Below are 14,816 nucleotides of genomic sequence, written 5' to 3'. Positions count from 1 at the left end.
ATCGTATCCGCGCTCTGGGTGTTTGCCCTATGGGCGTGAATCTAGAACTTGAACGAAATGATTGTGCGCGAGCACAAAGACGTCTAATCTGACACTATGACGATCAACGACGAGCACAGCGGCTCCAATTCTGCCTTGGCCGATACTCACTGCGAGTTGGGCGTGGACATTGAATGCCTCGCCCGTGCGATCGTTGATGACATCGTCACTGGAGAGCATGCTTATGCCGAGAAACATATCCCACTGCAAGCTTTGATTGACATCGTCGCGCAGAATCTTCGCTCGCTCTTGGCCTCGTTGAGTGGAGGAGACCTCGACCTCAATCCGGCGCATCATGCCGGACGCATGAAAGCTGAACATGGGGTGGAACTCGCAGGCGTTCTCCATGCATACCGATTGGCCGGTCTCCGGTTGTGGCGAGAGCTGGCGGCCTCGAACGCGGAGACCACTTCTCAGGATCGGCTGTTTTTTCTGGGAGCCAAGCTGTGGGTGGCTGTCGACGGGCTTTCCACCGCGGCTGCTGAAACCCATCGTGAGGTCACTGGTGCCCGAGACCGGTTGGCCGAACAGTCTCGTATGTCTGCCGTAGTTGACCTGTTGTCGCCGTCGCTGACTCTCGAGCGACGAGAGACTGCGGCCCGGTTGCTCGAGTTGGACGCGAATATGCGGTACTACGTCATTGTGACGAGCGAGCATGATTCTGACGTCGAAATTATTGGAGCACGCACGCACTGGGCAGAGCTCAATGGCAATCGGGTGTGCCTGCTCGCACTCAGTAGTAACAGCGCGGAGTTCTATGCCACCCTAGACGGTGCAAAAGCGGGAGTCAGCGAGGAATTCAATTCGTTAGGTGACGCGGCCGAGGCCGAGCGCCAAGCTCGAGTCGCCCTGAACTGTCTGAACGGGCAAGCTGAGGGCATCCACCACTACGGACAATCGCCTCTGGACGCGCTCATTGCCTCTCAGCCAGCAGAAGCCCACCACCTAGCTATAAGAACCTTGGCAGAGATCATCGCCCTGCCACAATCGAATCGCGACATGCTCGTCGGCACATTTGAAGCCTGGGTCGAATGCGGAGGTTCACTTACAGCGACAAGCGCGGAACTCCATTGTCACCGTAATACAGTCAACTATCGTCTTCGCAAACTGGAGACGCTAACATCCCGGTCGCTCGCCAACCCCTCTGACCTCACCGTGCTCACGATGGGGGTGCGGACACTCCGGCTTTTGGATCACTCCAATATTTCAAGAATCTCTGTCCGTTAACGAAGAACAGAAGGCCCTGCACAATAGATAAACACGTCTTGTGATGCAAATGTGACTGTCTGCAATACTAGTTGTCAGTAGGATGGAAGAACTAACTATTCCTAGCGAGGAGAATCAATGTCGACTTCACCCGCGTCTGAGCCAACCAATCCGAAGGCGAATAGTGAACAGTACGACCGCATCCCTGAAGCTCCGTCATCAACGGGGGAGTGGGGCTTGAAAGACTTCAGCAGAGGGACTTTCTGGGTGCTCATCATCAGGGGAATTGTCGCAGTCGTTCTAGGATTACTTTTAATTCTTGCGCCCTCTGCAGTCGTCGTGATCCTAGGAATCAGCATCGGCGCGTGGCTGTGCGGCGACGGTGTTCTGACGATACTCAACTCAATCACTTCGCGAAAGAACGGCGACAGTTGGGGCTGGGAACTTGCGTCGGGTATCGCCTTCGCACTCATCGGCGTTGTCATCGTGTTGCTGCCGAGCATTTTTACAGTTGTCACCGGGAGCGTCATCCTTTGGATGGTTGCTTTTGGGATACTCACCCGTGGGATTCTCGGCCTGTTCTCACAGTCGTTAAGACGGTGGTCGAAGGTGCTGGCAGTTGTGGATATCGTCTTCGCTCTGGCTCTGATGTTCGCCTTGCTCTTCAACCCGACGGCTACTGTTGTAGCCCTTTTGCTAATTGTTGGAGTGTATGCCATAGTTCTTGGGCTTATAATGGTGACAACGGCATTTTCCGTTCGCTCACAGGCTAAGCAAAGGGGCGTGCAATGAGTTGCCCGAGCAACGTCTTCAGTACGGCCGACTGTATTTTCGCCAGGGGTGACCGATGATTCGGTTTTCAATCCACACTGCAATATCTTTCGTGCTTTCAGCGGTTGCCTTTATACTTGCGAGTGTTTTGATCGACGGCGTGGATCTGGAGTTCAGTGGGTTCGTCATCGCGGTAGTGGTTTTCACTGTGGTGCAAGCACTCATGGGACCGTTCGTGTTCAATGTTGCTCGGCAATACGCTTCGGCAATTCTGGGTGGAATCGGCTTGGTCTCCACGTTGATTGCTTTGGCCGTGGCCATGCTGTTTCCTGGCGGGTTGCGAATCTCCGGAGTTTCCACGTGGATCTCAACAACGGTGCTCGTTTGGGTGGTCACAGCTTTGGGGACTTGGATTCTCGGCTACTTCATATTGGAACGATGGTGGGACCACCGCAAAGTTCCACGTCGCGAGAAGTGAGTCTCTTTATGCCTTGACACTAAACCTTCAAACCCGCGCGCTTGGGATCTGTGATTGCAGAAGATCGACAACAGTCGGGCTCAGCCATTGATGGCAATTGCAAAGTCGAGAACGCTGCACGGCTTCAGCTATCAAGTTGTGGACTACGGACAGTCCCGATGAAGGTCGATCACCTGTGCTAGCAAAATTCGATACCACGAACCGTGGCGTGGATGTATTCATGGACCGCAAATCATGACTGCAACCGAGACTTCGCTGAGCACAGGTGCCCCAAATGCACCGTCATCGAACCAATATGGAAGCTATTGGTCGATGAGTCCTGATTTCGCGATCGACCACATTGCAAAAACATCAACAGCGATGATCAGGATCGCCCAGAGGGGGTAAAGGGGGAGGAAGAAGAAGTTGGCACCTGCGCTTAGGCACAAGAAGATCAGAGATACCACGGCGGCAACGCGACTTCCGTTTGCCAAACCGATGCCGGTCACAATCAACAGGACAGCCAGGACGAGATGGATCCAACCCCAAGTAGTGAAATCGAATGCGAAAATGTAGTTTGGCAATGTGAGGAACAACTCGTCATTAATCAGCGCCGTGAGACCTTGAATGCCTTGCATGATGCCGACGAGGACTTGTATGACGACGGCTAATGCGACCCCGCCTTGAGACCAACCGATCACGGCCGTCTGCCGAGTGTTCCTTCGAGTTGGCGTTTCCTTGTTTTCAGTCATTTCTTCCTGCCTTTCTGCCAGCGGCGAGTCGGTCGGCGCTGCATCTCAATTTCGAATGACAATGTTGTGGATATCCAATCGCGATCGGTGCGTTTAGATAACCTACTCGCCTGTATTTAGACGGATTCGACTGATCACCCCTAACAGGTGAATTCCTCGGAGGAGCGGGCGCAGACGAGAAGCAGAAGCATAGGCTGGGGACGTGGATATGCCCAGACACGGAAAAGGGAACCGGCTTCTACCGCGCGAAACCTTAATCATCGTCACGGTGGCCGGCATTTTTGTCGCGGCATTGGGATTGCGTACCTTTGCCGACATCATCGCTCCCGGCCTGCTGGCCCTTATCCTGGTTATCGCCGTCCAGCCGCTGCGAGCCAAGGCACTCGCGCTGAAAGCTCCAGCGTGGCTGGCCACTTTGCTCACACTGATCGCGCTCTATTCCATTGTGGCTGGCTTCACTCTTATGATTGTGCTCGCGGGTGGGCACTTCGTCACGGTGCTGAGCGACTACAAGCCCTACTTGCAGGAGCTTGTTGACGAAGCTGGCTATGCCCTCGCTCGGGCGGGAATTGGTTCAACACCAATCGAGTTTGCGCTGAGTTCAATCGACATCAGTAAGTGGATCGGATTTGCGACCAGCCTCATCGGTGGTGCCGCGGGAATGCTATCCAGTGCCACGTTCATTGTGATCCTCCTGTTCTTCGTTGCTCTTGACGCCGGGTCGTTCGTCGAGAAGCTGCGATGGGTGCCTGCAAGCGGTTCCCGAATGGCAAGCGCATTTGCCATCTTTGCCAAAGGCGCCCGCGACTATTCACAAGTGTCGACGCTGTTCGGCTTGATCATCGCTCTCATCGATGTTGCCGCGCTTTATGCCCTTGACATTCCGGACCCGTGGATGTGGGGGATGCTCGCGTTCCTGACCAACTACATTCCGAACATCGGATTCATCATCGGCGTCATTCCGCCAACCTTGATCGCTCTCATGGAACATGGGCCGGGCACTGCGCTGACAGTGGTGATCGTGTATTCAGTGGTGAACTTCGTCATCCAGACACTCATCCAACCGCGGATTGTTGGGAATCAAGTCGGACTCTCTGGCACTGTCGCGTTCCTCTCGCTCGTTTTCTGGGCAATGATCTTCGGCGGTATCGGAGCGGTGCTGGCAGTGCCGTTGACGCTCCTCGTCCGAGCGATCTTCATCGATGTCGTGCCCGAACGAGCGTGGATCTCACGGTTGATATCGAGTGACGATTCGGGAGGGGGCCAGAAATGACCGATGACGAAGAACTCGTCCGACTGCGCACCGAGGTCGCAACCTTACGTTCTGCACTCGAAGCGCAGAGGTCATCAAGCACGACCGGCACGACTGCTGCCGAATCGAGCAGGACCCGCCTGATCTTCGCCGGTATCCTCATTGCAATGGGCGCGGTGTTAGCGCCGATTTCTGTGGTGGCGATATGGGCACACGATGTAGTCGGTGACACTGACCGCTACGTGGAGACCGTGACACCGTTGAGCTCCAGCCCCGCAGTGAAGGCCGCGATCACCGATCGTGTTGCTGAGGTAATCATCGAGTCGTTGTCGGTTGACGAGCTCGCCGCTTCAGCACTTGGAGCCGTGGCGCAGCAAGATTTCATACCGCCCAAAGCGGCACCGTTGATACCAGGGTTGGAAGCGCCCGTCGCTAACGCCATTGACAATTTGTCCATGGAACGGTGGAGGAGATTGTTGACTCAGAAGGTTTCGAACAGGCCTGGGTGGCGGCGAATCGAGAGGCCCATGAGCAAGCGGTTGCGCTTCTGACGAATGAGAACAGTGAGGATATTGATGTTCCTGATGGCCAGGTGAGCATCAACATCGCGGGGTTCGTCGACGCAGCAAAGAACCTGCTGATCGACCGTGGATTCGAGATTGCCGAGCGGATCCCAGAGATCAACGCCAGTTTTGTTGTGTTCCACTCAGCTTCGTTGTACAAAGCGCAGACTGCGTTCAATTTGCTCGACACTGGTGCCCGTATTCTGCCCCTGCTGGCCTTGGCCCTTCTTTGTGGAGGTATTTTGGTGGCACCAAGTCGCCGAGTTGCGATACTCGGGACCGGAATCGCCGTCGCGGCGATGATGGTTGTCTTAGGTATTCTGCTGAACATCGTCAGGCCGTTCTATCTTCAAGCTGTTCCTGGTGATGTGCTTCCCAACGCAGCTGCAGCGGTCGTCTTCGACCAATTCACTCAGTTCCTCACAACCTCACTACGTGCTGTTGCTGCCATCGCTCTCGTCATTGCCGTGGCAGCGTTTCTCCGCGCTGAACGCGGCGCTGGAAAGACGATCAGAATAGGAGCTGGGCGAGCAATAGTACTCGCCCACGAACGATTCAGCCTGTTTCGCGGCCCTGCTTCCAGGCTCATCACTCGCTACAGAAAGCTCGCTCGCACGGCTGTGATTGCCGCCTGTGCCATGGTCTACATTATTCTTCCGCATCCGTCTGGAGCTAGCGCGCTGGCGATTGCGATTGCCATGGTGATTTGTTTGACAATAATCGAGCTGTTCGTCGCTGGCCCGTCTAGATCTGGCCAATCCAAGAGGTCAGACTGGTTCCGTGGTGGCGAACACATCAAAGGAGGCGCAAGATGACATCTTTGGCGACAGCTCTTGGAGACGTGCTCCCTACGGCTCTCGGGGTAGCACTGAGTCCATTGCCAATCATCGCAATAGTCCTCATATTGATGTCGACGAAAGCCGGACGCACTGGGCCCGCATTTGCCCTAGGGTGGGTGTTTGGTCTCATCGTCGTGGCAACTGTTGTTCTTGTCGTCGTGGGGTCCGGAGATGTTGTCTTCGACGACTCCGCATCGTCATTCCCATCAGCGATCAAGCTGGCACTTGGCGTCGTCTTCGCCTTGTTGGCAGCCAATGTGTGGCGGAAACGCCCACACGCAAATGCTCCTGCAACACAACCAGGATGGATGACCAAGCTCGACACTGCCAAACCATTGTTTGCGTTGTCGATTGGGGCATTGCTTTCAGGAGTCAATCCAAAGAATCTGGCACTGACGGTGACGGCTGCGATGGCGATTGCGACTGCAGCGTTACACCCGACGCAAGAAGTCGCGAGCCTGATCGTCTTTGTCGCTATCGGAAGCATCTCCATCGTTGGTCCAGCGGTCGCGTATCTGTTTGTGGGAGAGCGCATGACTCCTGTCCTGCAGAAGTTGAAGCGGTTTATGGAACAGCACAACACGGCGATCATGTTAGTAGTTCTCTCGTTGCTTGCCCTATCCAATTTGGGCAAGGGCATCGGTGGCCTCATCGGATGATTGCTCGACGACTCCGTCGTGCATGTACCTGTTGCCGTCTCCGGTGGCGGTCGGGCTGAGCTCCTTCCCACCCTTTCCGGGTGAAAACACCTCATGGACGGCGATTTCGGGCGCATAGTGGAGTTTGAAGACAGGGTTCAACTGTCAGTACAGGAGACCGTAGCTGTGCAAGCGCCACTCGTCGGAGTCACTAGAAAGAACATCGTTCGCGAACTGTCTGCGGGCATCACGCTCATTGCGATTGCGATCCCTCTCAACATCGGCTATTCCCAGATAGCGGGCCTGCCCGCAACAGCAGGGCTGTACGCGCTCGTCGTCCCCACTATTGTCTATGCCTTAATCGTCTCCAGCCGACAGCTCGTTGCGTCTCCGGATGCCGCTGCTGCCGCACTGGTGGCATCCAGCATCGGCGGACTCGCAGTCGCGGGCTCCGAGAACTATGCGGCCATGGCATTGGCTCAAGCCATCATCAGTGGCGTCTTGCTCATTGCCATGTCGGTTCTGAAACTCGGATTTCTTGCAAACTTTCTGTCGAAACCAATTCTGGTCGGCTTCGTCGGCGGTCTTGCTCTTGACATACTTGTGTCGCAATGCGCCAAGATGCTCGGAATCAAAATTGACTCTGGAGGCGAGTTCGTCGAGAAGCTCGCCGGGTTGATCACAGGATTGCCGGAAACCAATCTCGTCTCGCTGATGATCTCTGTAGGAGTTGTGCTGGTACTGATCGGCGGGCGTAAACTCCTCCCTCAGGTTCCCTGGGCACTGATCGCTATGATCATCACGACCGTCATCGTCGCACTCACGCACGCAGACAGGGTGGGAGTGTCGGTCCTTGGTCCTGTTCCATCCGGGCCGCCGCCTTTAACGTGGCCACAGTTAGAGTGGCTCGATTGGCTGGCGCTCGTCCCGTCGGCTATCGCGCTGACGATGGTCACGGCTGCTGAAGGGCTACTGGTGTCAAGGTCGTATGGGGAGCGTCGCGGGTACCCGACGCAACCAGACCGAGACCTTCTAGCATTCGGCGTCGGCAATTGTGCAGCAGGATTGAGTGGATCGTTCGTCATGGGGTCGTCGACGAGTCGTACCGCAGCAATGGACCAAGTCGGCTCTCGAACTCAGTTACCCTCGATAGTGCTCGCAGTCGGGACGCTTCTCCTCCTGCTTTTCGGCACCTCGCTTCTGGCAGAGATTCCCTCACCGACAATCGGCGCGATCGTGGGAGTTGCAGTCATTCCTTTGCTAGGTGTGCGGGACTTCATGTCTATCGCCAAGAAGGACCGGTTCGAACTCACCATCGGCGCGGTCTGTTTCCTCGTGACGCTGCTCATCGGCTCGATACCAGGAATTCTGGTCGCGTTCGTCTTGGCATTGATCAATCTCGCCAAACGTAGCGCTTCTCCGGCAATCGATGTTCTGGCCGCCAACGACAACCCGAGTGAATCACTCTTGGAATCGGCTCCGCGCGGACAGGTGACCGCTCCAGGAGTCATCGTCATCCGGATGGCTGCCCCCATCTTCTTCGCCAACAGCAATGAATTCTCCCAGGCAGTAAAAGGTGCGGTCACGGCGGCCAATCAGAACGGTGATCACGTGCATTCAGTCGTCATCGACATGGAAGCAGTTACTGACGTCGACGTCACGGCCGCAGAGTCGATGGAAACTCTGCGTGAGTGGCTTGACCAGAATGATCTCCGTCTGGCTTTCAGCCGAGTTCGAGACAATGCAAAACCACGTCTAAGCCGCATGGGAATCCTGCGTGGAAGCGATGCTGTTTATGACACGAACCGCGCTGCAGTGTCCTCGGTTTCGAACTCTGACCTAGCGTGAGTTGCGACGATGTTTGCCCTCATAGGGTCACTGCTACCGATGGTCTTCGGAATTGTGATCAGTCCGATTCCGATCATGGCGGTTGCCATCATTCTCTTGTCTCCGCAAGCGAAAAGCGCGGGAATCGGTTTCGCATTCGGATGGATCGTCGGAGTCTCAGCGGTTGTCACTGTATTCTGCTCTCTGTCATCCGTTGCTCCAGAGCTTCCAGCAGACACCGGACTCGTTCGAAGCGGCATCGATATTGTCCTCGGAGTCGCATTGGTCGGGGTAGCACTTCGACAATGGCGATTGAGGCCGAGCAAGAACGAGAGCGGCTCCTTACCTGGTTGGTTGGCAAAGGTGACGAGCATGCATTGGGGCGGAGCCGTGTTGTTAGGTGTCGCTCTGTCTGCTTTCAACCCCGAGAATCTCCTCATGGCAGCCAGCGCAGGCGTCTCAATAGGAACGAAAGACCTGGATCTGATGTCGCAGGTGGGCACTATCGCCGTATTCTCAGTGCTTTCAGCGTCCTCAGTCGTGGTCCCGGTCATTGGCTACTTCACAGCAAGGGAGTTTTTGGCACCTCGACTCCAAGCAATACGTGACTGGCTCGCCCGTGAGAATGCAGTGATTATGGCCGTACTATTGGCGACCATTGGACTAGTCGTCTTAGGCAGGGGCCTCGCGTATCTCTAGGGCCGGTACAGAACAGATTGTTCATCACATCTCATTGGCTCAACTGGGAGGTCAGTTAGACATGCATATCGTCGGGCTTGCACCCGAAGAGGAACCACCATGGATCTAACATCGCTCCTTCCGGACTCGATCACGTGGGTACGAATACTTCTCATGATCGTAGTTCTTGTTGTCGGTTGGATACTTTCCCGACTATCGCGCCGCGGAGTCACTCGATTACTGCGACGTTTGAGCGGCATCACGCCCACGATGGTGACGGTGATCGCACGGCTGACCGGATACACGATCATCCTTGTCTCTGTCGGAATCGCCTTGGCGCTTCTAGGAGCTGACATCCAACCGCTGCTTGCTGTCGTCATCGTCGTCGGCGTCGTTCTCATCCTTGTTCTTCGAGGCGCTTCAGAGAACTTCGCGGCTGGGGTCCTCATCCAATCTCGTCGCACGCTCGATGTTGGTGACGAAGTGCAGATAGACAGTCCGGCAGGTGCTGTGGTCGGCCGAGTCCTTGAACTCAACGCACGGGCAGTCGTCGTCCTCAGCAGGGATGGTCGGACGATACATGTACCGAATGCAAAGATTCTCTCCGACTCTGTTGTGAATCACTCCCGGCATGGTTGTCGGCGAAGCAGCGTTCAGATCCGCTTGCAGGTGTCGCGGAACTATCTCGAATCCACGATTCGTTCCATTGGAGCCGCCATTGATTCAGCTCCTGGAGTTGTCACCACGGCTCCATCTCGGATCCTTATCGTGACAATGTCGCCGAGCAAGGTGACGCTTGAGGGACAATTCTGGCACCGCCCAACCGAAGATGTGACTGTTAAATCAGCGGTCGTGAAGTCTGTCTTTGCCGAGCTTGATTCACAGGGTTACATGGCGACAGTCACTAGTGAGCCGGGAGAGCCGCCGCTGGTTCCCCCTGAAGCAATTTAGAGTTCGGTCGGCAAGTATCCTGCTTTCTCTCAAACTATTCACAAAAACCGTTGCGCCAGTTATTGTGAAATTGTGGCTTCATTCAACGTCGATGCACTTCACGCAGGTCGGGGGCAACAAACTGCACCCGGTGAAAATTGTGGAGTTTCGGGACGAGAACGAGTGGCCGAAATCATCGAGAGTTGCGTTCATGCGAGCCGAGTAACGGTAGTCTCTGCTCCCAGCGGGTTTGGGAAAACAACGGAGGTAGAGCATTGGGCTTCAAAATACTCCGCAGACGCTATTTGGCTGACACTCGGGCGATTCGATAGCGACGTAAGATCTCTTGACCGACATTTGCTACGAATATTACAGACCCACTTTCCTCACGATACCTTCCTGAACGACTCTGACCTCCGTGATCCAGCCCGCGCCTACCGTGCGGTCTACCAGTACTTCGAAACGACCCGCCGACCACTGATTCTCATCATCGATGATGCGCATCAGGCGCTCGGGGCAATCAATGATGGCATCGTCGGCGCACTCATCGAGGATGCCCCCGAAGCACTGCGCATGATTGTCATCGGCACGACATACTTGGATTTGGCGTTCTCACGACTACTTCTTTACCAGCCAGAGACCAAAATCGACTCCAGAACCCTGGAATTCACCGAACTTGAAATCCGAGACCTCGTCGCAACGTCGGGTTCGACGTTGACGCCGACTGAAATATACGCACACACTCAGGGCTGGCCGATCGCTGTTCGGCTACTTGCTTTCACTGGTGCACCTCCAGGTGAGGGCGCCACTATCCAGAACGTGGAGATCAGTGAGCAGCTCGGCGACTATATCGAACGTCATGTGTTGGCGACATTGTCATCAGAAACTGCTCTGCATCTCTTAGAGATGACCGTGTGCGAAGAGCTGACGTCACAGATTGCTGAGGCGATCACCGGCAGCCCTGACGCTGGCCGCACACTAGCGGAGTGCGCCCAGCGAGGGCTCTTCCTCACCCAGCGAAATTGCGGATCTACTGTCTACTACCGTTGGAACACTGTGTTCGCCCACCAGTGTCGCCTGATTTTGCAGAGAACTGATCCAGTGAAGTTGGCTGAATTGCATCTCCGGGTAGCTGAAGTCCTCGAAGTCGACCAACCTCTGCACGCAGTGGAGCACGCGCTGTCTGCCGGCTCTGCATCGAGAGCAACCGATATTCTTCTGCGCCACTGGCTTGGCCTGATCGTCGGCAACGATGCTGCGGCGGTCGAGAGAATCTGCGCCATGTTCCCCAACCCTCATTCCGACGATCCCCGAGTGCTATTGGTCCGCGCATGCGCGCACGAAGTGATGGGCGAGCACGCGCTGTCTCGAAGCCTGTTTGCACGCGCGACAAATCTCTTACGATATGATCATAGTTTAGTGGGCAGCAATGAGACGCTCCTGCTTGCCAGACTTCTCTTGCTCGACGGCAGAGAGTCAAGCGCACAGTCGAGCGCCGAGATTCGGCACCTCTTTGAGACTTCGGAGTCCCTGACCACGGTCGATCGTGCCTCTCTTCTCTACTTAGTGGGATGGACTGAACTACGCCATCGTTCGAACCCTGATCTGATCGAAGAGTACTTGGCCATGGCAGCGCGGGAAGCTCAAGCGAGTCACAACCAGCCGCTTCGTCGAAAGGCACTTGGGCAATTAGTTCTGGCTCACGCGTGGGCAGGCCATCATCAGCAAGCCCTCCAGGTTGCGGACGAAGCAGACCAAGACGTTCCGACGTCAGTCACCCCTTGGGACTCTTACGCCGGTGGGGGACTGCTACTCGGGTGTGGGTGGGTAGAGTATTGGTCCGCAGACGCAGATGCCGCCTACGAATCTTTTCTCAGCGTCATCAAAACCGACGAGGCAAGAACGACTTTTGGGAGCTCCGCTCGTATGATGCTCGCGGCTGCTGCCGCCTCATCTCGCAATCCGCGCTACTGCCGACGCGCCGCGTCCGAACTCCACTCCATAGCAACTGAGAAGGGACAAGAGGTGCGGTGGGGCGCGCTGAAGGAGTGCGGCGTTGCGATGCTCGAAGAAGCTGCGGGACACAGGAAACGTGCAATGGCCATCGCCCAGTCTCATGTAGGAACGCCTGAGTTTCCGTTCGTCACCATTCTTTTGGCAGCGATTCTACGCCGTGGCGGCGATCTGAGTGGAGCGATCCGTCTCTTGCGCAGCCAGCCAGAATACGAAGAGACGTCATATCTTTCAGTGACGTCGCGAATATCACTTGCTCTGTTTCAGGCCGGGAATGGGAAATGCGAGCTCGCCCACGAATGGTGTGAGGCCGCGCTCGAGGTGGCAGCCGCGGAGAATATCCGATTGCCTTTCTGCGACGGTGATCTTTCTGTCCGCCAGTTGCTGGCAGCCCACGTACTCCGCTATCCGACTCACGAGACGTTCATTGCGGACTGCCTTGCGTTCGACCGAGATGAACAATCAGGCAGCCGGCTGTCTGAACGCGAACACGATGTATTCGTTCTGATGCAGACGGCAATGACATTAAGCGAAATCGCGGAGGATCTGCAGTTGTCGATCAACACGATCAAGAGCCATCAGCGCTCGATCTATCAGAAGCTCGATGTCACGTCCAGACGGGAAGTTCGTCAAGTGCAGTTGTGATGCTGTCGTTCACGAAGTTTTGTGAAGATCCAGGACAGCATTGAGGACTGGTGCAGGAACCGGCTCGACCGCCGCAACGACTCCACCGGAGTTGAAATTGTCCTGTGAGAGTTTCGTGAGCCAGGGCTGCTCGAACAATGCAACGATCAAATGAGTACTGTCGGCAACTCGCGCAGCAAGTTGACGAACATCGTCGATGCCGATCAGACCGGGGACCAACGGAGACAACCCGGCTAGGCGAACTGCTGTCGATGAGGCTTCTTGACACCACAATTCACCGTCAGGCAACACGTCCACGAAAACGAGATCAAGCAGTCGAACATGGCCTTCAGCGATAGGAGTTCCAAAGGCCTCGAGCACGGCCCCCTCAACGGAGCTCGAACTCACACTGGCCATCACGATTACTGAAGGCCCAAGGCGGAGAGGTTCCATCACTGCCATTTTCACCACGCCCTGACTGAACGGTGAGGGTTATCCCAGAGCCTTCGCCTTGATCTGGTGAAACTCTTCGGAGGTGATTCTGCCCGATTCCAGCAGCGCCGTGGCCTTTTCGATTTCATCGGCAGGAGACTTCCCGGCTGCTTGGCGGATATAGGCATTGGCGGCTTCCGCGGCACGTTGAGCGTCCGCGTCTCGGCGGTCAGCCATGCTGTTGCCACGAAAGATCAGGTAGACGAGCGCCGTGATGAACGGCACCAACAACAGAAAGAGTATCCAGAGTGCTTTGTCCCAGCCGCTGAGTGAGCGATCGCGGAAAACGTCGGTGATGATGCTGAAGAGCGCCATCAAGTACGCGATGAACACAAACGCGAGAATGAACCACCAGATGATTGACCAGAAGTTGCTCCAGAATTCCATCACCTAACTCCTTATAACGGCTCAGCAAAACCCTGTTGGCCCTACTGCAATGCTCATCACATTATCGAGCGGAGATCGGCGACTGCGTCTTGATCGCCCAGAGAAGGTGAGATCAAATTTGATCGTTGTTTCCTTTGCCCGGCATCATCCGTTCCGGGCTACCTGCTGCCGTCATCGCGGTTGGCGACTGTAGATTGCGAGCATGTCACGCAGTCCAGTAGGCCGAACCAACGGAAGACGCCGTCAGGGCGCTCTGGTTCATCCTGTGACGTCCGGGTTCGCCGTAGCTGTTGGGGCGATACTCGCGATTGCGTTGACGGCGGTCTTGTATCTTTTGTCATCCGTCCTCGTCTTGCTGGTATTAGCATTGTTCCTCGGTCTCGGCCTCGACCCGGTGGTACGCCGTTTGCAAGGGTTCGGCCTGAGCCGGGCGTGGGGTGTCTGTGTGGTTGCATTCTTGTTCGTGGTGTTGGTTGCCGGGATCCTCATCTTCATCGTGCCGGCCACGGTTCAACAGATCAAACATCTGATCGACGCAGCACCGGAAACAATAGAGTCGTTCACGCAAACTTCGTGGTTTCGCGCAGTACAGACGACTGTGGGCGGTAACAGTGACGACACGGCAAACCGGATCTGGACCTCGATCTTCGATCTTTCGTCGTTCTTGACCGTTTCAGGTGGGGTACTGAAGGCTGGTTTGAGCACTCTCGGCGCGATTTCGAACGCCGTCATCGTCATCGTCTTGACCTTGTATTTCGTGGTCTCGCTCGATTCTTTCAAGCAAGCGCTCGTCTCGCTGCTTCCGAAATACAAGCGTGCAAGGTTCTCGGCCCTCACTGACGAGGTCACTGCGTCAGTCGGCGGAGTAGTGGCGGGAGGAGTGACTCTCTCAACTATCAACGCATTGGTGGTATTTGCGATCAATATAGTGCTTGGTTCACCCATCGCCGTCCTCATGATGCTCGTCGCATTCTTCGTCACATTGGTGCCGCTGATGGGATCTCTTCTTTTCCTCGTCATCGGCTCAATGGCATCGTTGGTCGTCAGTCCCACTGCATGTCTCGTCTTCGCGGTGACATATCTGATCTACATTCAGATCGAAGCCTATGCCGTGACCCCCAAAATCATGGGCCGGGCGGTAGCCGTTCCTGGAGTTCTCGTCATCATCGGCGCAATCGCCGGAGCCACGCTGATGGGACTACTGGGTGCGCTCGTCGCTATTCCGATTACCGCATCCGTCTTGATTATTCTGCGCAAAGTCGTGATCCCGGCCCAGGACGCCAAATCGTCACCCACAGAAAGCCCAAAGAGACGATGGATGGTCAAAACGTACTCATGAAGGATCAGG

General features: G+C 55.7%; 15 protein-coding genes. 12 read left to right on the top strand and 3 right to left on the bottom strand.

From position 1 onward, the window contains the following. Nucleotides 1–96: 96 nt before the first annotated feature. The 3 genes from BLU88_RS14505 (at nucleotide 97) to BLU88_RS14495 (ending at nucleotide 2,494) form a co-directional block, all read left to right on the top strand. On the top strand, nucleotides 97–1,266 hold the full coding sequence (locus BLU88_RS14505; protein ID WP_092015409.1) for a PucR family transcriptional regulator: 1,170 nt from the start codon (nucleotides 97–99) through the stop codon (nucleotides 1,264–1,266). Nucleotides 1,267–1,383: 117 nt separating this feature from the next. Further along, nucleotides 1,384–2,037, top strand: coding sequence for an HdeD family acid-resistance protein (locus BLU88_RS14500; protein WP_092015406.1), 654 nt, complete (start codon nucleotides 1,384–1,386; stop codon nucleotides 2,035–2,037). Between the two features lie 91 nt (nucleotides 2,038–2,128). Next, on the top strand, nucleotides 2,129–2,494 hold the full coding sequence (locus BLU88_RS14495; RefSeq protein ID WP_231939446.1) for a phage holin family protein: 366 nt from the start codon (nucleotides 2,129–2,131) through the stop codon (nucleotides 2,492–2,494). A 302-nt stretch (nucleotides 2,495–2,796) separates the two neighbouring features. Here the strand turns inward: BLU88_RS14495 and BLU88_RS14490 are convergent, their stop codons facing one another. Further along, the gene (locus tag BLU88_RS14490; RefSeq protein ID WP_157689145.1) at nucleotides 2,797–3,225 is read right to left on the bottom strand and encodes a DUF7144 family membrane protein; all 429 of its coding nucleotides are present in this window, start codon (nucleotides 3,223–3,225) and stop codon (nucleotides 2,797–2,799) included. Nucleotides 3,226–3,433: 208 nt separating this feature from the next. On the opposite strand from BLU88_RS14490, the gene BLU88_RS14485 reads away from it, so the two are divergent. From BLU88_RS14485 to BLU88_RS14450, 8 genes are all read left to right on the top strand, one after another. Beyond that, the gene (locus tag BLU88_RS14485; RefSeq protein ID WP_092015394.1) at nucleotides 3,434–4,498 is read left to right on the top strand and encodes an AI-2E family transporter; all 1,065 of its coding nucleotides are present in this window, start codon (nucleotides 3,434–3,436) and stop codon (nucleotides 4,496–4,498) included. Continuing rightward, nucleotides 4,495–5,028, top strand: a complete 534-nt coding sequence (locus BLU88_RS14480) for a hypothetical protein (protein ID WP_092015391.1) — start codon at nucleotides 4,495–4,497, stop codon at nucleotides 5,026–5,028. The genes BLU88_RS14485 and BLU88_RS14480 overlap by 4 nt, the downstream gene beginning before the upstream one ends. Continuing rightward, on the top strand, nucleotides 4,941–5,855 hold the full coding sequence (locus BLU88_RS14475; protein WP_167356899.1) for a hypothetical protein: 915 nt from the start codon (nucleotides 4,941–4,943) through the stop codon (nucleotides 5,853–5,855). Before BLU88_RS14480 ends, BLU88_RS14475 begins: the two co-directional genes overlap by 88 nt. Then, nucleotides 5,852–6,538, top strand: coding sequence for a GAP family protein (locus BLU88_RS14470; protein WP_092015385.1), 687 nt, complete (start codon nucleotides 5,852–5,854; stop codon nucleotides 6,536–6,538). Before BLU88_RS14475 ends, BLU88_RS14470 begins: the two co-directional genes overlap by 4 nt. A gap of 93 nt (nucleotides 6,539–6,631) precedes the next feature. Then, on the top strand, nucleotides 6,632–8,365 hold the full coding sequence (locus tag BLU88_RS14465) for a SulP family inorganic anion transporter (RefSeq protein WP_231939445.1): 1,734 nt from the start codon (nucleotides 6,632–6,634) through the stop codon (nucleotides 8,363–8,365). Nucleotides 8,366–8,374: 9 nt separating this feature from the next. Further along, a complete protein-coding gene (locus BLU88_RS14460) occupies nucleotides 8,375–9,043 on the top strand; it encodes a GAP family protein (protein WP_092015383.1) in 669 nt (222 codons plus the stop codon). 153 nt (nucleotides 9,044–9,196) lie between these two features. Continuing rightward, complete coding sequence (locus BLU88_RS14455) at nucleotides 9,197–9,973, top strand: mechanosensitive ion channel family protein (RefSeq protein ID WP_167356898.1); 777 nt, start codon at nucleotides 9,197–9,199, stop codon at nucleotides 9,971–9,973. A 162-nt stretch (nucleotides 9,974–10,135) separates the two neighbouring features. Beyond that, the gene (locus BLU88_RS14450) at nucleotides 10,136–12,610 is read left to right on the top strand and encodes a LuxR C-terminal-related transcriptional regulator (RefSeq protein WP_157689137.1); all 2,475 of its coding nucleotides are present in this window, start codon (nucleotides 10,136–10,138) and stop codon (nucleotides 12,608–12,610) included. 9 nt (nucleotides 12,611–12,619) lie between these two features. Here BLU88_RS14450 and BLU88_RS14445 read toward each other — a convergent pair whose 3' ends face one another. Beyond that, a complete protein-coding gene (locus tag BLU88_RS14445; protein WP_157689135.1) occupies nucleotides 12,620–13,042 on the bottom strand; it encodes a DUF6325 family protein in 423 nt (140 codons plus the stop codon). Nucleotides 13,043–13,081: 39 nt separating this feature from the next. Then, nucleotides 13,082–13,468 (bottom strand): SHOCT domain-containing protein, encoded by a 387-nt coding sequence (locus BLU88_RS14440; RefSeq protein ID WP_092015371.1) that lies wholly within the window; start codon nucleotides 13,466–13,468, stop codon nucleotides 13,082–13,084. A gap of 202 nt (nucleotides 13,469–13,670) precedes the next feature. Between BLU88_RS14440 and BLU88_RS14435 the strand changes: the two genes are divergently transcribed. Next, the gene (locus BLU88_RS14435) at nucleotides 13,671–14,807 is read left to right on the top strand and encodes an AI-2E family transporter (protein ID WP_092015368.1); all 1,137 of its coding nucleotides are present in this window, start codon (nucleotides 13,671–13,673) and stop codon (nucleotides 14,805–14,807) included. Nucleotides 14,808–14,816: the final 9 nt, after the last annotated feature.

Origin of the sequence: Brevibacterium siliguriense (assembly GCF_900105315.1) — a bacterium.
GTDB lineage: Bacteria > Actinomycetota > Actinomycetes > Actinomycetales > Brevibacteriaceae > Brevibacterium > Brevibacterium siliguriense.
The sequence above is the reverse complement of the archived record's forward strand: the minus strand, read 5'-3'. Positions and strand labels throughout refer to the sequence as shown.